The organism is Massilia sp. UBA6681, assembly GCF_002454935.1.
GTDB lineage: Bacteria > Pseudomonadota > Gammaproteobacteria > Burkholderiales > Burkholderiaceae_D > Telluria > Telluria varians.
Genome location: NZ_DKJX01000082.1, coordinates 15,843 through 34,175 on the forward strand (window position 1 = coordinate 15,843; position 18,333 = coordinate 34,175).

At 65.9% G+C, this 18,333-nt stretch carries 19 protein-coding genes and 1 pseudogene; 9 read left to right on the forward strand and 11 right to left on the reverse strand.

Annotated elements, in window-relative coordinates:
- Window positions 1-2: 2 nt before the first annotated feature.
- Complete coding sequence (locus tag B2R83_RS13930) at window positions 3-803, reverse strand: head GIN domain-containing protein (protein WP_292042312.1); 801 nt, start codon at window positions 801-803, stop codon at window positions 3-5.
- A gap of 218 nt (window positions 804-1,021) precedes the next feature.
- Between B2R83_RS13930 and B2R83_RS13935 the strand changes: the two genes are divergently transcribed.
- The 6 genes and pseudogenes from B2R83_RS13935 to B2R83_RS13955 all read left to right on the forward strand — a co-directional run bounded on the left by B2R83_RS13935 (window position 1,022) and on the right by B2R83_RS13955 (window position 5,528).
- Window positions 1,022-1,495, forward strand: a complete 474-nt coding sequence (locus tag B2R83_RS13935; RefSeq protein WP_292042313.1) for a DMT family transporter — start codon at window positions 1,022-1,024, stop codon at window positions 1,493-1,495.
- Between the two features lie 88 nt (window positions 1,496-1,583).
- Entirely contained in the window at window positions 1,584-1,850 is a 267-nt protein-coding gene (locus B2R83_RS13940; RefSeq protein WP_292042315.1) for a DUF4118 domain-containing protein, read from the forward strand.
- Window positions 1,851-1,901: 51 nt separating this feature from the next.
- A pseudogene (locus B2R83_RS24050) lies at window positions 1,902-2,114 on the forward strand (PAS domain-containing protein); the annotation flags it as partial.
- A gap of 83 nt (window positions 2,115-2,197) precedes the next feature.
- Complete coding sequence (locus B2R83_RS13945) at window positions 2,198-3,652, forward strand: putative bifunctional diguanylate cyclase/phosphodiesterase (protein WP_292042348.1); 1,455 nt, start codon at window positions 2,198-2,200, stop codon at window positions 3,650-3,652.
- A 122-nt stretch (window positions 3,653-3,774) separates the two neighbouring features.
- A complete protein-coding gene (locus B2R83_RS13950) occupies window positions 3,775-4,896 on the forward strand; it encodes a type IV pilus twitching motility protein PilT (RefSeq protein WP_027866070.1) in 1,122 nt (373 codons plus the stop codon).
- Between the two features lie 77 nt (window positions 4,897-4,973).
- A complete protein-coding gene (locus B2R83_RS13955) occupies window positions 4,974-5,528 on the forward strand; it encodes a hypothetical protein (RefSeq protein WP_292042319.1) in 555 nt (184 codons plus the stop codon).
- Window positions 5,529-5,534: 6 nt separating this feature from the next.
- On the opposite strand, the gene B2R83_RS13960 is transcribed toward B2R83_RS13955, so the two are convergent.
- From B2R83_RS13960 to B2R83_RS13975, 5 genes are all read right to left on the reverse strand, one after another.
- Entirely contained in the window at window positions 5,535-8,372 is a 2,838-nt protein-coding gene (locus B2R83_RS13960; protein WP_292042322.1) for a M16 family metallopeptidase, read from the reverse strand.
- Between the two features lie 323 nt (window positions 8,373-8,695).
- Window positions 8,696-9,931 (reverse strand): RNA-guided endonuclease InsQ/TnpB family protein, encoded by a 1,236-nt coding sequence (locus tag B2R83_RS13965; protein WP_292042324.1) that lies wholly within the window; start codon window positions 9,929-9,931, stop codon window positions 8,696-8,698.
- The gene (locus tag B2R83_RS24055) at window positions 9,903-10,106 is read right to left on the reverse strand and encodes a MerR family transcriptional regulator (RefSeq protein WP_414674421.1); all 204 of its coding nucleotides are present in this window, start codon (window positions 10,104-10,106) and stop codon (window positions 9,903-9,905) included. The genes B2R83_RS13965 and B2R83_RS24055 overlap by 29 nt, the downstream gene beginning before the upstream one ends.
- A 64-nt stretch (window positions 10,107-10,170) precedes the next feature.
- Window positions 10,171-11,481, reverse strand: coding sequence for a S41 family peptidase (locus B2R83_RS13970; RefSeq protein ID WP_292042326.1), 1,311 nt, complete (start codon window positions 11,479-11,481; stop codon window positions 10,171-10,173).
- Window positions 11,482-11,667: 186 nt separating this feature from the next.
- The gene (locus B2R83_RS13975; protein WP_292042329.1) at window positions 11,668-11,934 is read right to left on the reverse strand and encodes a hypothetical protein; all 267 of its coding nucleotides are present in this window, start codon (window positions 11,932-11,934) and stop codon (window positions 11,668-11,670) included.
- A gap of 120 nt (window positions 11,935-12,054) precedes the next feature.
- On the opposite strand from B2R83_RS13975, the gene B2R83_RS13980 reads away from it, so the two are divergent.
- The 3 genes from B2R83_RS13980 to B2R83_RS13990 all read left to right on the forward strand — a co-directional run bounded on the left by B2R83_RS13980 (window position 12,055) and on the right by B2R83_RS13990 (window position 14,441).
- Window positions 12,055-12,498 carry a DUF2231 domain-containing protein gene (locus B2R83_RS13980; RefSeq protein WP_292042330.1) on the forward strand — a complete coding sequence of 148 codons (444 nt, stop codon included), beginning with the start codon at window positions 12,055-12,057 and terminating at the stop codon, window positions 12,496-12,498.
- Between the two features lie 29 nt (window positions 12,499-12,527).
- The gene (locus B2R83_RS13985; RefSeq protein ID WP_292042352.1) at window positions 12,528-13,784 is read left to right on the forward strand and encodes a PQQ-dependent sugar dehydrogenase; all 1,257 of its coding nucleotides are present in this window, start codon (window positions 12,528-12,530) and stop codon (window positions 13,782-13,784) included.
- Between the two features lie 87 nt (window positions 13,785-13,871).
- Window positions 13,872-14,441, forward strand: a complete 570-nt coding sequence (locus tag B2R83_RS13990; RefSeq protein WP_292042332.1) for a hypothetical protein — start codon at window positions 13,872-13,874, stop codon at window positions 14,439-14,441.
- A 103-nt stretch (window positions 14,442-14,544) separates the two neighbouring features.
- Here B2R83_RS13990 and B2R83_RS13995 read toward each other — a convergent pair whose 3' ends face one another.
- The 5 genes from B2R83_RS13995 to B2R83_RS14015 form a co-directional block, all read right to left on the reverse strand.
- The gene (locus B2R83_RS13995) at window positions 14,545-15,003 is read right to left on the reverse strand and encodes a hypothetical protein (RefSeq protein ID WP_036211399.1); all 459 of its coding nucleotides are present in this window, start codon (window positions 15,001-15,003) and stop codon (window positions 14,545-14,547) included.
- Window positions 15,004-15,085: 82 nt separating this feature from the next.
- On the reverse strand, window positions 15,086-15,694 hold the full coding sequence (locus B2R83_RS14000) for a septal ring lytic transglycosylase RlpA family protein (protein ID WP_292042335.1): 609 nt from the start codon (window positions 15,692-15,694) through the stop codon (window positions 15,086-15,088).
- Window positions 15,695-15,738: 44 nt separating this feature from the next.
- Entirely contained in the window at window positions 15,739-16,998 is a 1,260-nt protein-coding gene (locus B2R83_RS14005) for a c-type cytochrome (RefSeq protein WP_292042336.1), read from the reverse strand.
- Entirely contained in the window at window positions 16,995-17,720 is a 726-nt protein-coding gene (locus tag B2R83_RS14010; protein ID WP_292042339.1) for a c-type cytochrome, read from the reverse strand. Before B2R83_RS14010 ends, B2R83_RS14005 begins: the two co-directional genes overlap by 4 nt.
- 56 nt (window positions 17,721-17,776) lie before the next feature.
- Window positions 17,777-18,333: 3'-5' exonuclease (locus B2R83_RS14015; RefSeq protein ID WP_292042342.1), on the reverse strand; the 557-nt coding region annotated here is incomplete at its 5' end.

Below are 18,333 nucleotides of genomic sequence, written 5' to 3' on the forward strand. Positions count from 1 at the left end.
GCTCAGCGCGGCGCCGCCGCGATCCGGCGCGCATCTCCCGAACCCACGACCGACTTGCTGACGCGCGGGTCGCCGTAGTAGTTGACGTCGCCCGAGCCGGCGATGGTCATGCTCAGCTCGTGGCGCGCCCACACCGTCGCTTCTCCCGAACCAGCCACGCTGATGCTGGCGTTGTCGGCCTGCACCCGCCCCATGTCCACGGTGCCCGAGCCGCCGATCGACACCGACAGCTTGCGCGCCTGGCCGGCCCCGGCCTTGAAGTCGCCGCTGCCGCCCAGCGTGACCGAGACCGCGTCGCTGTCCAGCTGGCGCACATTGATTTCGCCCGAGCCTCCCAGATCGATGTTCAGGCGCGGCGCGCGCAGCAGGTCGGCATCCACCGAGCCCGAGCCGCCCAGCGCCAGGCGCTCGATCTGGCGTGCGTTGACGACGATCTTCAGGTTCCTGGTGCGCAGGTTCAGGTTGCGCTTGGCCGGGCGGATCTTCAGGGTGCCGTTCTCCACCACGGTCTCGATCAGCGGCAGCAGGTTGTCGTCGGTTTCGATCGTGAGGCCTTCGCTGTCGCCCATGCGCAGCTCCAGCTTGCCCGGCACTTCGAGGGCCAGGCCGGTGAAGTGCGATACCTGGCGCGCCTGGCGCTTGATGCTGCCGTTGCCCTCGACGCGCTCGCCGCCGAAGGACCAGCTGGCGGCCAGCGACGGGGTGGCCGTCGTGGCCAGACCTGCAGCCAGGGCGCCGGCCACCAGGGTGGGAAGCAGAATGGCGCGCAGGATGCCGGCCGGGCGGGAAGAGGTCTTGTTCATGCTTGTCTCCTGTTGAAGCGTTTGTCGATGCTGTCATCCTAGGCAAAGGCCGGGCCTGGCGCATCCAGGATGCGACGAAGCGCACAGTCCACTGTCCAGAATGCACCCAGGCAGGACAGGCTGTCGTGCTCCATGCGGCGTGCGTGGCTATCACGAACGCCCGGATTGCACTAGAATCGTGCGCTTTTTGCCCCGGTATGCATCCGGCGGAGGTAGCAATGAACCTGATTTTCCTTCTGATGGCCTTCTGCGTCGGCATGGCCATGTCCATCCAGGCGGCCGTGAATACCCAGCTGGCCGCATCGATCGGCGCCAACTCGGTGGTCGCCGCCCTGGTCTCCTTTGCCTGCGGCACCATCGTGCTGGCCGGGGTCGCGCTCTCGCGCGGCGGGCTGGGCCCGACCTTCGCCGCGCTCGCCGGCCAGCCGCTGTGGAAGTTCGCGGGCGGCTTCCTGGGCGCAGCGTTTGTGTTCGGCACGGTGTTCCTGGCGCCGCGCATCGGCCTGCTGAGCCTGATCGTGCTGGTGATCGCCGGCCAGCTGATCACCTCGATGGCGATCGACCACTTCGGGCTGGTCAACATGGCGATGCGCAAGGTGTCGGGCGTGCGGGTGCTGGGCGCCTGCATCGTCGCGCTGGGCGTGGCCGTCACCCTGTTTGGCGAGCGCATCCTGGCCGGCCTGCGTCACTGAGCCGCGGCGCACGCGTCGCATTCCCGTTAACGCTGTCTTGACGCTGCGGGCGTAAGATAGGCGCCTGGCCGCTGTACAGGGGAACGTCATGTTCGCGAGCAAGGTCGCCGCTGGTCGGAAGCATGGGCATCCGTATGCCATCACGCTGCTGCTCGTGGCGCTGTGCGCGTTCAGCCAGTACGAGGGGCGCCACGTGTTCGGCCAGCGCGCCCCGCTCGGCCTGCTGTACCTGCCGGTCATGGCCAGCGCGATCCTGGGCGGCTGGCGCCCGGCGCTGCTGGCCTCGGTATTGTCGCTGCTGCTGTCCCCGCTGCTGGTGGCGCCGCAATTCACCTTCATCATCGCGCGGCCGTAGGATGTCGGCGCCATCCTGGTGCTGCTCATGGTCTGCCTGTTCACCTGCGGCATGGCCGCGGTGCTGGAACGGTCCGAGAACAAGGCGCGCGCCTACCTGGCCGACCTGCAGGGCAGGGAGCATACCTTGCGCGCGCTGCTGGGGGCCTCGGTCCACGCTATCCTAGGCATCGGCCACGACGGCCGGATCCAGTTCGCCAGCGACTCGGTGGCGCGCCTGTTCGACTTCGCGCCGCAGGAACTGATCGGCCAGTCCTACGAGGTACTGGTCGTGAACGGCCTGCGGCAACTGCGGGGCGGGGGGCTCGACAACCTGTTCCACCGCGGCGCGGTGGGCAGGTCGGCGACATCCAGGAAATCGAATGCCGCCGCAAGGACGGCAGCCTGTTCCCGGCCGAAGCCAGCCTGGCGCTCGCCGACGTGCCGGGCGGGCGCCTGGTGGTCAGCCATATCGCCGACATCAGCGAACGGCGCGAAGCGGAGCGGCGGGTCCTGCACGCGGCCCGCCACGATCCGCTCACCGGCCTGCCGAACCGGGCCCTGGTCTACGAGCTGGGCGCGCAGCTGCTGGCCTCGGCCAAGCGCCACGGCGACCGCATCGCCATCCTGTTCTTCGATCTCGACCGCTTCAAGCCGATCAACGACACCTATGGGCACACGATCGGCGACCGGATGCTGCAGCAGGTGGGGCAGCGCCTGAAGGACGGGCTGCGCGGCAACGACCTGGTCGGGCGCCTGGGCGGCGACGAATTCGTCGCCATCCTCGCCGATATCCGGACCGACGACGCGGTGCTGCACATGGCCACCCAGCTGCTGCATACCCTGCGCGAACCCTACCGGATCGACACGCTCGACCTGAAGACCTCGCCCAGCATCGGCATCAGCATCTATCCGGAAGACGGCGACGAGCTCGATACGCTGATCCGCCATGCCGATGCGGCGATGTACCATGCCAAGAACGCCGGCCGCAACCGCTGCCAGTTCTTCACCCAGGAGATCTACCTGCATGCCCGGCAGACCTTCGACCTCGAACAGCGGCTGCGCCGCAGCATCGCCGAGAGCGACTTCGAGCTCGTCTACCAGCCCTTCATCGACCTGAGCCACAAGCGCTTCGTCGGCGTGGAGGCGCTGCTGCGCTGGCGCGGCGGCCCTACCGCGCCCGGCGCGCAGGAGCGCTTCATTGCCGCCGCCGAGCGCATCGGCCTGATCACGGTGCTGGGCGACTGGGTGCTGCAGGAAGCCTGCCGGCAGCATGAAAAATGGCGCGAACTGGGTTTGCCCGCCATCCGCATGGCGGTGAACGTCTCGGCGGTGCAGTTCCGCGAGAAGAATTTCAGCGAGCGCGCCGCCTACATCATCCGCAGAAGCGGCATCCCCCCGTCCTGCATCGAGTTCGAGGTGACCGAAAGCGCCGTGATGAGCGACGTCGAAGATGCGGCGAAGATGCTGGAACGGCTCAAGGGCGACGGCGTCAGCATCGCGCTGGACGACTTCGCCACCGGCTATTCCAGCCTGAGCTACCTGTCCCAGTTCCCCATCAACAAGCTCAAGATCGACAAGTCCTTCATCCACAACATCGATACCGACCCGCGCTCGCTGGCCATCGCCGAGACCGTGATCGCGCTCGGCAAGAAGCTGGGCATGACCGTGATCGCCGAAGGCATCGAATCGCAGGCCGGCATCAAGCTGCTGGCGGACATCGGCTGCGACCTGGGGCAGGGTTTCTTCATCAGCAAGCCTGTACGTCCGGACAAGTTGGTCGACTGGTACTACCAGGCGCAGTACAAGCACCTGTTCGCATAGCGACGCCAAGCGTTGTGGCTTTGTAGCGCCACGAACAATTTTATTTCAGATTTGCAATCTTTTTGATATGCATGGTTCTATAATATCCGGCACTGTTTAACTTTTTGCCACGTACCGGCCAGATGGAATACCACCAGTCCTCGCAGATCCCCACCCTGTCGTACATCGAGAACGAAGACCATCCGGTATTCGGTACCCTGGTCGAGCAGATCCTGCACCTGCTGAATTCGCGCCTGGTGTTCTCGGACATCATCATCCACCAGAACAGCCCCCTGATGCTGCGCCAGCCGAAGGGCCTGGTGGCGGTGACGGATTCGCCCATCACCAAGGAAGAGCTGGAGGAATTCTTCGACGTCATCGAGCCGAACTGGGCCGAGCGCATCGCGGTGCGCGCCTTCGATCGCTCGATCGACTTGCACACGGCGCGTATCCGCGCCAACTGCTTCAGCTTCCAGGGCAAGAAGCGCCTGGGCTGCGTGATCCGCCGCTTCCCGAAGGAGCCGCTGGCGCTGTCGGAACTGGGCCTGTGGCCGGACGAGCAGGAATTCGCCCGCTTGAATAGCGGCCTGGTGCTGATCATCGGCGATACGTGTCAAGGCAAGTCGACCACGATCGCCTCGATGATCGACGAGATCAACAAGCAGCGCTCGGGCCACATCATCACCATCGAAGACCCGGTCGAGACCCTGATCCCGCAGCGCAAGTGCATCATCACCCAGCGCGAGGTGGGCGAGGATGCCGACGTGGCCAGCTACTACCTGGGTGCGCTGGACGCGCTGCGCGAGCGTCCGGACGTGATCGTGATCGGCGAGATCCGCGATGCCGAGACCGCGCAGGAAGCCCTGGCCCTGGCCGAATCCGGCCCGCTGGTGCTGGCCACCCTGCATGCGCGCTCGACCGAACTGGGCCTGCAGAAGATGCTGCGCCTGCTCGGCAATTCGGAAGCCCAGTCCCAGGCCCTGGCGCACGCCCTGCGCGGCGTGCTGTGCCAGGCGCTGCTGCCGTCGGTGGAAGGCAACCGCTACCATCTGGCCACCGAATGCCTGACGCCCAGCGCGGCCGTGATGCGCATGCTGGAGGCGGGCGACGTCGGCGCCATCCGCGCCCACATGAACCTAGGGCGCGATCCGGGCTGCCACACCATGAACGCCTCGCTCGAAGGGCTGCTGGCCTCGCACAAGGTGCGGGTGGAGGATGCGCGTAATGCGACCACCGACCGGGTGGGGTTTGCGGACATGGTCTAGGTCGGCGCAGGCAGGCCTGCCTCCCGGCCGGATTCCGGTATAGTCGGCGACAAACCGGATGACCGAAAGGAGCGCAGGTGCGACACATTCTTCTTCTTGCAGCGCTGGCGCTGCTGAGCGCATGCAGTGAGCGCGCGCCTGCGCCAGGCAAGGACACGGACGCCGGCAGCGCATCGATTCCCACCCCGCGAGCTGCCCTTGAAGCCGCGCCGCGCCTGAGCGACGCCGGGTTCGGCCCGATCCGCTTCGGCATGCTGCTCCCGCAAGCGGAAGCGGTGGCCGGCAAGGCCAGCCTGCCCCAATCCTTCGATCCCGCCTGCAGCATGGTGCGCTTCGCCACGCTGCCCGGACTGCGCTTCATGGTCGAGAGCGGCACTATCACGCGCGCCGATGCCGATCCCGGCACCCCGAACGCACTTGGCCTGGCGGTCGGCGACACGCTCGCGCAGCTGCGGGCCCGCTATCCCGACGCGCAGGTAGCGCCCCACAAGTACGTGGAGAATGGCCATACCATCAGTGTTCCCAGCGCCGACGGCAGTGCCGCCATCGTGCTGGAAGAGGAGGGCGGCAAGCTCACCAAAATTCGCGCCGGTCGCCAGCCGGCGGTCGCCTACGTCGAGACCTGCGGGTAAGCGCGGTCAGCGCTCGATCAGCACCGGCTCGTCGAAGCCCAGCTCCTTCATGCGCGGCAGCTGGGTCTTGGCGTCGCCCACCACCAGCCACACCATCTTCGACGGATCCAGGTACTTCTGCGACAGAGCCTGCACCTGCGGCAGCGTCATCGACTTGACGATGCGCTCGCGGTCCTTGACGTAGTCGGCGCGCCAGCCGTACTTGCTGATGTTGTCCAGCATCTCGAGCTTGGCGGACGCCGTTTCGAAGGCGCGCGCATTGCTCTTGACCAGGAAGTTCCTGCTGGTCTCCAGGTCCGCCGCTGAATAGGTCGGAGCGTAGTCCTGCAGGATCTTCTTGACCAGCTGAGTCGACTCGAGCGTGACGTTGCTGCGTACGCCGCTGGCGATGATGAAGGGACCGGCGCTCTTGCTGCCGGCAAAGCTCGAGCGGATGCCGTAGGTGTAGCCCTTGCCTTCACGCAGTTCCTGGGTCAGGCGCGAGGCGAAGCCGCCGCCGCCCAGGATGTAGTTGGCGACGGTGGCCGGGTAGTAGTCCGGATCGGTCGCCGCCAGCGCGCGGTAACCGATGTGCAGCACCGACTGCTTGGCGTCCGGCACGTCGACGAAATAGACCTTGCCGGGCGCCTCGCCGCGCGCCGCGGTGGCCGCGGGGAGGGCGACCGGCTTGGCTTGCCAAGCGCGGCTGAGCGCGGCCAGGGGGCGCGCCACGGCGTCCTTCGGCAGGGCGCCGATCACGTGCATGCGCGCCACCGAGGGCGACAGGTTGCTGCGATAGTAGGCCTTCAGGTCCTCGATGGTGATCGCGTTCACGCTGGCGCTGGTTCCAAGGATGTTGCGCGAGCGGATGTCTCCCTTGCCGTAGATGAGCTTGTTGAAATTGCTGCTCGCGAGCGCGTTCGGGTCGGCTTCCTGCTGGCGGATCTGGCTCAGCACGCTCTGCTTGACCAGGGCGAACTCCTTCTCGTCCCAGCGCGGCTCCAAGAGGATCTCCCGCACCAGGTCGACCGTTGCCGCGTAGTTGCGGGCCAGGGTGGTGACGCTGATGCGCACGTCCTCGGTACGGGCGAACACGTTGATGCTCGCGCCCAGCTGCTGGATGGCTTCTTCCAGTTCCTGCGGGGTTTTCTTCGCCGTGCCCTGGGTCATCAGGCGCGCCATCAGGTTGGCCACGCCCACCTTGTCCGGATTGTCGAGCAGCAGGCCGCCGTCGATCGCGATGTCGAACTGCAGCAGCGGCACTTCCTTGTTCTCGATGCCGTAGACGCGCATGCCGTTGGCCAGTTTCGTATCCCAGACCTGCGGCACCTTCACGCTCGGGGCCGCGCCGTAGGGCGGTTCCTTGCTGCGGTCAAAAGCGGACGGGGTGCGGGTGTATTCGGCGTTCGCGCTCGGGTCGACCTTGTCCTCGGCGCCCTGCACGAGCTTTTCCTCGACCACGTCGGCCTTGCCTGAGCCGCTCAGGGCCAGGTCCAGCCTGCCCTTCGGGACGAAGCTGGTGGCGACATAGGGCTTGCCCTTGATGTAGGTGTCGTACACGCGGCGCACGTCGGCGGTGGTGACGGCCAGGGTCTTCCTGACGCCTTCCTCGACATAGCCAGGATTGCCGGTCAGGTAGTTGTACTCGGCCAGCAAGGCGGACTTGCCGAGCACGCTGGATACCGAGCTGTAGAAACGGGTCTCGAGGCCGGCCTTGATGCGGTTCAGGTCACGCTCCGAGATGCCTTCGCGTTCGAACTTGGCGAAGGCCTGCCCGATCGCACCGGCCACCTGGTCCAGCGGCTTGCCCTCGAAGGCGCGCACGCGCAGCATGAACTGGCCCGCCAGTTCGCCCGTCTGGTTGCTTGACTGGACACTCGGGGCCAGCTTGCTGTCTTCGACCAGCACCTGGTAGAAGGGGGCGCGCTTGGTCTGCGACAGGTATTCGGCCAGCACTTCGAGCGCATATGAATCCGGGTGCAGGTCCTCTACCGTCGGCCAGGCCATGGTCAGCTCGGGCAGCTTGGCAAAATTGTCTTCATGGGCCAGCTTGACGGTCTGCTTCACGACGCCGGGGCGCTTGGCCATGGCCTCGATCGGCGCGCCGCGCTTGATCTCGGAAAAATACTTCTCGACCCACTTGCGGGCCTGGGCCGGGTCGAAGTCGCCCGCGATCACCAGGGTCACGTTGTTCGGTACGTACCACAGGCGGAAGAACTCCTTGACGTCGTCGAGGGTGGCGTTCTGCAGGTCCTCGAGCGAACCGATCACCTGCCAGTTGTACGGGTGATCAAGCGGATACAGGGCCTTGTTGATCACGTAGCGGGTGTGGCCGTAGGGCGCGTTGTCCACGCCCTGGCGCTTCTCGTTCTTGACGACCTGCTTTTCCTTGGACAGCACCGGATCGGTCACGGTGTTGATGAACCAGCCCAGCTTGTCGGCCTCGGCCCAGATCATCTTTTCCAGCGCGTCCTTGGGCACCGTCTGCAGGTAGTTGGTGCGGTCCTGCGAGGTCGAGCCGTTGGCGCCGGAGCCGCCGATGCGCGCACTCATCTTGTCCAGGCCGCCCTTGCCGAGGTTTTCCGATTCCAGGAACAGCAGGTGCTCGAACAGGTGGGCGAAGCCGGTGCGGCCGGCCTTTTCACGGGCCGAACCCACGTGCGCCGTCAGGTTCACGGCCACCACCGGGTCGGAGCGGTCGATATGGAAGATCACGTCCAGCCCGTTGGGCAGGGTGAATTTCTGGTAGTCCACCTTCAGGCCGGCCGCCTGGCTGGCAACTGCCGGCTTGGCGGCGTGTGCGGGGACCAGGGCGGTCGACGTGAAGCACGCGGCCAGCAAGAGGGGCAGGGGAGACATCTTCATGCAATCGATCCTTACAATAGAGAACCTTGGCCAGGCGGCCATCCGTTCCGGATGGTATTGTAATTTCCTGATTGCTACAATCACCCGCCGCGTTTGGCAGGCAGGTATTCCATGCGCATCGAATGCGGCGCGGCGCCGTTGGCCACCGGCCTGTTGCTCAGGAAGGCGCGCCCGAGCGGATCGTTCTTCAGGTAGCCGTTGAGGAAGTTGAGGATGTACCTGGCGCCCAGGCTGTAGGCGAAGGAGACTTCCTCGGGCGTGTATTCCTTGTATTCGGCGGGGTCGTCGAGCCGGATGTAGGCCGACCCGAAATGGACGTGCTGCTAGCAAAAACGTGCACAAAAGTATGCAGCGTTCTCTTCCTGCCCCGAGCCTTCCTGCTGACCGTGCTCGTGCCTGACAGGCGTGACTTTCCCGCCTCCCGCCGGCACTAGGCCGGCGGCAGTGCCCGGCGTCGCAGCCGGACTCGCCACGGGTAGCGCCGTTGCCGCCGCGAGGGCGCCGGTGGCGAGCCGTTGCAAATTGGTGGCCGCGTTGACGTCGCGGTCGTGGCGCGCGCCGCATCCGGCACATGTCCAGGCGCGCTCGCCCAGGGCTAGGGCGGCGTTGCGCGCCCCGCAGCCCGAACAGAGCTTGCTGGACGGGTACCAGCGGTCGGCCAGCACGATCAGGGTGCCGTAGCGCGTAGCCTTGTACAGCAGCTGGCGACGGACCTCGTAAAAGCCGACATCCGAGATCGCGCGGGCCAGCCTGGCGTTGGCCAGCATGCCGCCCACGTTCAGGTCCTCGATCGCCACCGCTTGGTTTTCGCGGCAGAGACGGCTCGTGAGCTTGTGGGTGAAGTCCTGGCGCACCCTTGCAATACGCGCATGCAGGCGAGCCAGCGCCTGCATACCCCGGATGCGGTTCTTCGACACTGTCAGGCGTGTGCCCTTCGGGATCCGCCCCGCGATCCCGGCCAGTACCTTTGCGGCCTCCAGCTTGCGCGACAGGCGCCGGCTGCGGATGCGCAGGCGCCGCAGGGCGGCCTTGAGGGGGCGCGGCGCCACGATCTTCTCGCCGCTGGCAAGCGTGGCGGCGGCGTTCACGCCGAGGTCGACGCCGGTTATACCGTGGCCGCTGCGCGGCAGGCGCGCCGCCGCGTCGGGTACCTCGACCTGGACGCACAAGAACCAGTGATCCGCCTGGCGCGAGACGCTCGCGCCCAGGATGCGNNTTTTCTTGAATACCGGCGGGTATGCCGGCCTTCCAGCGCGGCGCTGCTCGAAGTAGCGGGTCCATGCCCTGGCGAGGTTGGCGAAAGGCTGGGCATGGGCGTCGCGGTGGACGGTGCGCAGCCAAGGCTGGCCGTTCTCGTCAAGCCAGGCCGGGTCCGAGTATTTGATCCGGTTGAACTGCTTTTTAAGCGCCATCGCATTCGGCTTGCCGCCTGCGGCAGCCTGGCGCTGCCATTCGGCGAGGGCCCAGTTCCAGACCCGGCGGGCGGTACCGGCCGCGCGCGCGAAATAGCCGCGCTGCTCGGGCGTCGGATCAATCCTGATCCGGTGCGCTAGTAGCATGCTTATTCTCCAGCACTGTGCGCAGATGACTCTCGGTATATCGCCGGCGGTTGCTGGCGGTGCTTGCCGCCGAGACCAGCCGCTTCTCGCGTTCCCGACGCTGCAGCGTCTTGACCGTCAGTCCCAGCAGTTTCGCTGCGTGTCCTACGCCCAACGTGCTTTCCATAGTCATCATTCGACCCTTGCGCGCACACTAAGTTCGACTAGATTCTAGCTCCATTGCTTGCGATGTGAATGCTTTAGTCGCGCCGGATTTCCGCGATGGCCGCTTCCAGCACTTCGTCGCGGCCGGCGCGTATGCCGGCGATCGTCGGCTTGACCTCGATATCGGGAACGATGCCGATACGCTGGGTCGGGCGCTTGTCGGGGTAGAAGACGCCGATGCCGCTGATCATGGTCCGCAGGCCGCCCGGCAGGGGAATCCAGGACGCGTTGCCGTCGGCGCCCGCCGTCGTGCTGCCGACCACCCTGGCGCGCGGCGCGGCGCGCAAGGCCATCGCCGTGTATTCGGACTGGCTCTGGGAAATGTCGTCGACCAGGATCATCACCTTGCCGGCGTAGCGCGCCGCCTGCGGGTAGATCGCGACGACCTTGCCCCATTTGAAGCCGCCAGGATTACCCAGGTCGCCCACCGTGAAGCGCGCAAAAGGGGGCGGCTTGTCGACGAGGTACTGGCCGAGGGCGAAGGGGACGAAGGCCGAGGGATAGTTGCGGATGTCGATGACCAGGCCCTTGGTATGCGCGGCTTTTTTCATATAGCCCGGAATGTCGGCGCTCTTGATCGATGACAGCTTGATGTAGGCGACGTCCTCGCCGAGCAACTGGAAGGTGTCGCCGTCCCGGTCGTTGGTGGTGGGGATCTGCAGGTCCTTGCGTGGCACCCGCGTGAGGCTCATCTCCCTTGGCCCGCCGTCCTGGCGGACCGTGAGCTGCACCGGGCCGCATTCGCCCTTGGTCAGGACCGCCGCCATATCGCGCAGCCGCGTCGGTTCGTTGGAGGCCGCGAAATACGGTCTCCAGGACTGCAGCAGGGCGTTAACCGGGACGCCGCCGATCGCTTCGATGGTGTCGCCGATCTTCAGTCCCGTCGCCGCGGCGGCGTCCTCGCCCAGGTGGGCGCTGACCGTGGCGCGCCCTTCGATGAAGCGCACCCGCACGGGAAGCTGGCAGCGGCCCACCGGTGGACGCACCTGGAGCGAGCTCCATAGATTGGTATGGGTATCGTGGATGCGCGCGATGAGCGCGATCATCGCCATCTCATGGCTGGCGCGATCCTGTGCCAGCGCAACCGGCGCGATCGATTCGCGCAGCACCTTGTCCCAGTCCTCGTCGAGCTGGTCGCGGTAGGGCGCCCAGTATTCGATGATGTTCCAGAGCCTGACCAGGGACAGGAGCTGGAAGCCGGCGTCCGGGAAGCGCAGGTCCTTGTAGTCGGGCTCGTTGTCGAAGACCGGGTTCTCGACGCCCGGCGCCAGCGAGACGTAGTACTGCTTGCCTGCGCTACGCTTGCGGTAAACCTCCTTGAGTTCCTGGCGCAGCGCGGGGTTCAAGAGGCGCGTGTCGTCCAGCCACTTCAGGTTCGGCAGCAGCTGGAAGTCTTGCCGGTTCAGGCTCGCGCAGGGATCGCAATCGGCGACCGGGCCGAGCTTGACGATCCAGCGCTGCAGGAGGGCGTCCGCGGCTTGACGATTCTCTGCCGCCAGGATTGCGGGAAGGATGTCCAGCAGCGCGCCGTCTCACCGGTGCTGCCCGGCGGTGACGGCGGGATGGTGATACTTCACGAAGCCCCACACCTTGCCGGTAACCGCGAGGTTCTCCAGCTGCAGCGGACTCAGGGCCTGCAACTTGATATTGGAGCTGGCCTTGAAGTCGTGCTCGCCCGTGGCGGCAGGAGCGTCGGCCCGGGCAGGCGCGATCGGCGCCGCGACGATACCCAATACGAGAGCGCTGCGGGTCAGGTATTTCAGCATGAAGCCGGTCTCTTTCCTGGTTGAACTGTGCATGTCGACGTTGCCAGAACCTCAGGCCTTGAAGGTCGCGGATTGTTACTGGGCTCAACAATGCGCCATGCTCTTTGCATTTTCGATAAGATCGGGCCAAGCCAATCCATGAAGGGCAACGCCATGTCTTCCCAAACCACGGTCGATGCGACCTACCGGAGTCCGCCGGGACTGCTGCACACGGTCCTGCTTGCGGGGTCCGTCCCCCTGTTCCTCGGCGCCTTGCTGAGCGATATCGCCTACCACAACACCTACCAGATCCAGTGGAACAACTTCGCCTCCTGGCTCCTGGCCGGCGCCGAGCTATTCAGCGGCTTGGCCTTGCTGTTCGCGCTGGTCAACCTGCTGCGGGCAAAGCGCAAGGCAGGGCGTCCCCTGACCTACTTCCTGGTGCTGCTGGCAGCCTGGGTGCTGGGACTGGTCAATGCCTTCGAACATGCGAAAGACGCCTGGGCCTCGATGCCGACCGGCCTGGTGCTGTCGATCATCGTGAGCGTGTTGATCCTTGCAGCAGCCTGGCTGGGACTCGCTCCGCACGCCGCCCCACGTCACGGAGGTGCACAATGAAGCCGTCATCGACCCTCGTATTCCTGGGCATGGCCCTGCTGCTGGGCGCCTGCAGCAAGGAAGGCGGCAAGCTGGCCCACGGCCCGGATCCACAGCTGCCCGCGCCGGAGCGCGGCTTGCTGCCCGACATGAAGATCGCCGAGCCTGCGGAATGGGGCAAGCAGAAGCCGACCGTGCCGCAGGGGTATGCCATCACCGCGATCGCGACCGGCCTGAAGATTCCGCGTCAGACCCTGGTGCTGCCGAACGGCGACATCCTGGTGGCGGAAGGGCGGGGCGGCAACGCGGCCAAGCTCAAGCCCAAGGACGTGATCGCCGGCTATATCAAGGCCCAGGGTAACACCAAGGTCAAGGGCGGCAACCGCCTGACCCTGTTGCGCGATGCCGATGGCGACGGTGTGTACGAACTGCAGACCGTGTTCGCCGACAAGCTGAATGCCCCCTACGGCCTGGCCTTCTTCGACAACAAGCTCTACGTCGCCAACCAGGACGAGCTGGTGCGCTTCGACTACACCGAAGGCCAGACCCAGGCCGGCGGCCCGCCGGTCAGCGTCGCCAAGCTGCCTTCCGAGATCAACCACCACTGGACCAAGGCGCTCACGATCAGCCCCGACGGCCGCTTCCTGTACGTCGGCATCGGCTCGAACAGCAACATCACCGAACGCGGCATGGAAGCCGAAGTCGACCGCGCCATGGTGTGGCAGGTCGATGCCGCCACGGGTGCGCACAAGCCCTATGCGACCGGCCTGCGCAACCCGACGGCCATGGCGATCCAGCCCGGCAGCGGACAGCTGTGGGCGGTGGTCAACGAGCGCGACGAGATCGGGCCGGACCTGGTGCCGGACTACCTCACCTCGGTGCGTCCGGGCGCCTTCTACGGCTGGCCGTACAGCTACTGGGGCCAGAACGTCGACACCCGGGTCAAGCCGGGCGATCCGAAGAAGGTCGCCGCCGCAGTCAAGCCGGACTACAGCCTGGGCGCGCACGTCGCCGCGCTCGGCCTGGCGTTCTCGCTGCCGGCGATGGGCCAGGCCTATGCCGACGGCGTCTTCGTCGGCGAGCACGGCAGCTGGAACCGCGCCGATCCGGTCGGCTACAAGGTGATCTTCGTACCGTTCCGCAATGGCCGTCCGGCAGGCGAGCCGATCGACTTCGTCTCCGGCTTCCGCGACGCCGACGGCAAGACCCGCGGGCGGCCGGTCGGCGTCACCGTCGATCCGCGCGGGGCGCTGATCGTCGCGGACGACCTGGCGAATACGGTGTGGCGGGTGGTTCCGAGCCGATAGTTCATGCCGCATGGGTAAGCGCAATGCCTATCCATGCGGCTACAATGCATGTCGTCGATGCAACACGGGCTATCGCAGCCAATCACCATGCCGCACCTGAAACACAGCCCGCTCAAGCAGCTGGGCTACGTCGGAATCACCATCATTGCGTTTCTCTGCCTGAACTGGATCAACGAGCTCCTGTTCATCGGGTTCGAGCAAAGCAGTGGCATCAATTGGGTATTCCTTCCTGCGGGCATCCGGCTGCTGGCGACGCTGCTGTTCGGGTTCGCCGGCTTCGTCGGCCTGCTCCTGGCGGGCCTCTACCTCAACTTCTACCATTTCGCTTTCACGGACGAGGTTCGTGCTGTGTATGGCGCGGTGGCAGGGGCGGGCGGTCCCTACCTTGCCTATCTCTTCGCCAAGCACTGGTTCGAGCTGGGGCCGCGCCTGAAGAACCTGACGGCGCGGCGGTTGCTGTTTACCGGGGTCTTGTGCGGCGTTGTGAGCCCGGCCTTTCACCATGCGTTCATGTGGGTCCAGACCGGCGTGGTGGACTGGACCGCGCTGGTCGCGATGATGGTCGGGGACATTGTCGGCATCCTGGTCGTGCTCTATATCGCGAAGGGACTGATCACATTGACTGATCCGCGCGACGTGGAGTCGCAGCTGGACTAGAGAAGGCCTGGCAAATCGCTCGGCATTCTTTCAGCAGATGAGCGAGGGGGCGAGCAAAAGTCGTTGTGTACGTCCGCGATCGACCCGAGGCGGACGTTGATCGCTACTTGGGATCATCGTGTATACGCCATGTTCCGTTCTGCGGAACGTATGTCAAAAACGGCGTTTGCTCTGAGTTTTCAGGCGTGATGTCCACAGCGAGTTCTAGAGTCTTCGCCAAGTTCTCGACAAATGACAACACCTGCTCATGTTCCAATGGACCGGTAATTTCCTTAGGAGAGATGTCGAGTTCTAACTGATCGGCGACGAAGAAATGGCAGAAAATTTCAACCGGGCCGTCCAAGGAAATCGACAACAGATGTGATCCTCCACGATTCCTCAGCACGTTGTGCGAACCGGGGAATGGAGTGGCCACTCCGTCAAAAGTGTACGAGCATTTATATTGGCTGAGCAGTTGGTCGAAGCGATCCCAGTGGACAGCTTCGGTATCCTGCACGTAGATGTCCCGAAGCGACCCATCGCGCTCCCATAGCCCGGCTGCTTCGTGGAAGTTTGGCTTCATACAAGTGGACAACCGATTGGAAAAGTGTGCGGAATGAATGTCCGCTTCTGGCCGGGTCTGTCTCAGGAATGTGCTGGAGCCTCTACGGCAGGATGAGGTCGATCTCGACCAAGGCCCTGCCTTTCGCCACATAGCCGAGCTTGGCGGCGGCCACGTACGATAGATCAATCATCCTGTCAGAGTGGAATGGACCGCGGTCGTTCACGCGAACGACTAGCGTTCGACCGTTCTCAACGTTGGTAACCCTGACGTAAGAGGGGATGGGAAGCGTCGGATGCGCAGCCGTGAGCTTCATCACGTCGTAGAGTTCACCACTTGCCGTCGGCAATCGGTGGTAACGGGTTCCGTACCAGCTTGCCACGCCACGCGCACGGTAGGGCATTAACTTGGTCATCGGCCGGTAGCTGTTTCCCATGACAACATAAGGCTTGAGCGTACCGGAGACAAGCCGTTCTGCCTTAGGTACTGGCTCCTTGACTGCATCAATCTGCGCCTGCGTTACGCCTTTTGGTGGGCCATCGTTGAGGTAATACCGCCCGCCAGCTTTCGTTGGCTGAACTTTTGGTGTCGAGCAGGCTATAAGAGACATCGCCAACGCGGCTACCAGCCCTAGCCTTGAACAGATAGGTAAATTGCTTCTCATCTTTGCCTTCACATATTTTTCATCGCGCCCGACGGTTCGCAGTTGCAATTAACGTGCAAAAGACCTGCCAGGCGATTCGAGCACCCGCACTGCTAGTCCAGCGGCACGCTGCGATAACGGTTGACATCCGGCGCCGACACCGGCGCCGCCTCATTGCCCCAGCTGGCGCGCACATAGCTCAAGACGGCCGCCACCTGCGCGTCGTCCAGCTCATGGCTGTAGGGCGGCATGCCATAGGGGCGCGGATTGCCGGCGGTGCCGGGCGGGAAGCCGCCATGCAGCACCATCCGGATCGCGTTCACGGCCGGGGTGAGCGTCACCGCGCGGTTGCCGGCCAGCGGCGGATAGGCCGGGGCCTTGCCCTTGCCGTCGGCGCCATGGCAGTCCACGCAATACTTGCCGTACAGGCGGCGTCCCTCGGCCAGCAGCGGCTCGCTGGCACGCTCGCCGCTGTCTGCTGGTTTGGTGTCGGAGGCGGGGAGCGATTTCAGGTAAGTCGCCATGGCGCCCAGGTCGGAGCCGTTCAGGTGCTGCAGGCTGCGCGCCACCACTTCGGCCATCGGCCCGGTGGCCGAGCCGCGCGGCGATATGCCGGTGGCAAGCAGGGCGACGATGTGTTCCTTGTCCCAGTCGCCCAGGCCCGCTTCGCCGCTCGCGGTGAGCGAGGGGGCGTACCAGCCGATGGTCGGAATCAGGCCGCCCGAGAGCGTGTCGCCGGATGCGCCCAGCCGGTTGCGCGTGCTGTGGCAGGCGCTGCAGTGGCCCAGGCCCTCGACCAGGTAGGCGCCGCGGTTCCATTCGGCGCCGCGGGTGGGCTGCGGCGTGAACACGGCCGGGCGGAAGTACAGCAGGCGCCAGCCCGCCAGCAGCGCCTGCTGGTCGTAGGGGAAATCCAGTTCGTGCGCCTGGTTCGGGCGGCGCTGCGGCGCCAGGCTCCGGAAGTAGGCGAACATGGCATCCGAATCGGTGCGCGAGACCCGGGTGTAGTTGGTGTACGGGAAGGCCGGGTAGAGCAGGCGGCCGTCGCGCGACTTCCCGTTGTGCAGGGCATTCCAGAAGTCGTCGGCGGACCAACGACCGATGCCGGTTTCCGGGTCCGGCGTGAGGTTGGGACCGTACAGGCGGCCGAAGGGCGTGTCGAGCGCGCGCCCGCCTGCGTACTCCGCACCGCCGCGCGCGGTGTGGCAGGCCACGCAGTCGCCGGCGCGCGCCAGGTAGGCGCCGCGCGCGATGTTCTCGGGCGTGGCCGCCCAGGCGGCGGGCGAGGTCGAGGGGATGAATTCCTCGCGCGGCCAGGCCAGCGCCACGACCGCGGCGGCAACCAGGGCCAGGACCAGGGCGTAACGTTTCATGGCGCCTCCGGGGCGCTGCCGCAGGCCAGCGGCAGGGGACGCGCGATCGAGGCGGCCGGGCGCGGATCGCTTGGTGTGGGCTGGGCCGCGAGCCAGTGCGAGACGGCGTTCACGTCTTCCAGCGTCAACCGGGCCGTGATCTCGGCCATGCAGTCCGGCGCATGGGCGCGGCGCGCCTTGTTGCGCCAGGCCCCGAACTGCGCGTTCACGTAGTCGCGCGGCAGGCCGAGCAGGCCAGGGATCGTCGGTTCGACGCCGGTCAGGCGCTGGCCGTGGCAGGCCACGCAGGCCGGCAGCTTGCGCGCACTGTCGCCCTGCATGACCAGCTGGCGTCCTCGCTCAAGCAACTGGGCCGGCATGCTGGACGCCTCGGCGGCGTGCGCCGCGGGCGGCTGGGCGGCGAAATGGCCGGCGATCTCGCGCAGGTAGGCGTCGGGCAGGTGGTCGACCAGGTAGGTCATGAGCGGATATTGGCGCCGGCCTTCGCGGAAGTTGAGCAGCTGGTTGTACAGGTAGCCTGCCGGCTTGCCGCTGATGCGCGGGAAGTAGCTGTCGTTCACGGGATTGCCGCGCGCGTCGATGCGCGCATGGCAGGAGGCGCAGGCCAGCAGGCGCTGGGCCAGGGTGTCCGGCACCCGGGCGGGCGGGCTGGCCTGCGGCGCGGCCTGGAGCACGCCCGCGGACAGGATCAGGACTGCGAACAGCATGCGGCGTCGACTCATAAATGAACTCGGCAGTAGCAATGCCGGCATGATAACGCGGATGGGGCTGTCGTAGGTCAGGAAGCGCGGCGCGGCGGCAGGCTGGTGTCGTCGGCGGGCGGATTGGCGAGCCAGTGGCGGTACAGGCGCAGGGCCACGTGGGCGTCGTCGGCCGCGTACAGGACTTGCTTGTCGCTCAGTTGGGGCAGGGCCCAGTTGGTGGTAGTGATGCGGCGCGACTTCTGCAGGCGCTGGCCGAAGAAGCGCGCCACCGCGGTCTTGGCGCCGAGCGTGTTGCGTTCGCCGCGCCGGCGCATGGCCGTGGCCAGGTCCAGCACCTTGCGCGCGTCGATGCCGAGCTTGCTGCGCAGGCGTTTCAGGTCGTCGCCCAGCCCGAAGCCGACCTTCAGGATGCTCTCGGATTCGAGCACGGGCTTGAGCACTTCCAGCGCCGTCTGTGCGCTGGCGGCGCTGCCGATCTGGAACAGGTAGGCGATGTCGTCGGTGGCAAGCTGCACCAGGTGCGGTCCGGTCGAGACCTCGCCCTTGGAAAAGGTGGGCTTGGATTCGGTGTCGAAGCCGATCACATCGGCCTGCGACAGCGCCGCCAGCGCGGCCGCCGCCTCGGCCGGCG

Coding starts and splice junctions, on each gene's coding strand:
- B2R83_RS13930 (WP_292042312.1), bottom strand. CDS start 803: ATGAACAAGACCTCTTCCCGCCCGGCCGGCATCCTGCGCGCCATTCTG.
- B2R83_RS13935 (WP_292042313.1), top strand. CDS start 1,022: ATGAACCTGATTTTCCTTCTGATGGCCTTCTGCGTCGGCATGGCCATG.
- B2R83_RS13940 (WP_292042315.1), top strand. CDS start 1,584: ATGTTCGCGAGCAAGGTCGCCGCTGGTCGGAAGCATGGGCATCCGTAT.
- B2R83_RS13950 (WP_027866070.1), top strand. CDS start 3,775: ATGGAATACCACCAGTCCTCGCAGATCCCCACCCTGTCGTACATCGAG.
- B2R83_RS13960 (WP_292042322.1), bottom strand. CDS start 8,372: ATGAAGATGTCTCCCCTGCCCCTCTTGCTGGCCGCGTGCTTCACGTCG.
- B2R83_RS24055 (WP_414674421.1), bottom strand. CDS start 10,106: ATGATGACTATGGAAAGCACGTTGGGCGTAGGACACGCAGCGAAACTG.
- B2R83_RS13975 (WP_292042329.1), bottom strand. CDS start 11,934: ATGCACAGTTCAACCAGGAAAGAGACCGGCTTCATGCTGAAATACCTG.
- B2R83_RS13980 (WP_292042330.1), top strand. CDS start 12,055: ATGTCTTCCCAAACCACGGTCGATGCGACCTACCGGAGTCCGCCGGGA.
- B2R83_RS13985 (WP_292042352.1), top strand. CDS start 12,528: ATGGCCCTGCTGCTGGGCGCCTGCAGCAAGGAAGGCGGCAAGCTGGCC.
- B2R83_RS13990 (WP_292042332.1), top strand. CDS start 13,872: ATGCCGCACCTGAAACACAGCCCGCTCAAGCAGCTGGGCTACGTCGGA.
- B2R83_RS13995 (WP_036211399.1), bottom strand. CDS start 15,003: ATGAAGCCAAACTTCCACGAAGCAGCCGGGCTATGGGAGCGCGATGGG.
- B2R83_RS14005 (WP_292042336.1), bottom strand. CDS start 16,998: ATGAAACGTTACGCCCTGGTCCTGGCCCTGGTTGCCGCCGCGGTCGTG.
- B2R83_RS14010 (WP_292042339.1), bottom strand. CDS start 17,720: ATGAGTCGACGCCGCATGCTGTTCGCAGTCCTGATCCTGTCCGCGGGC.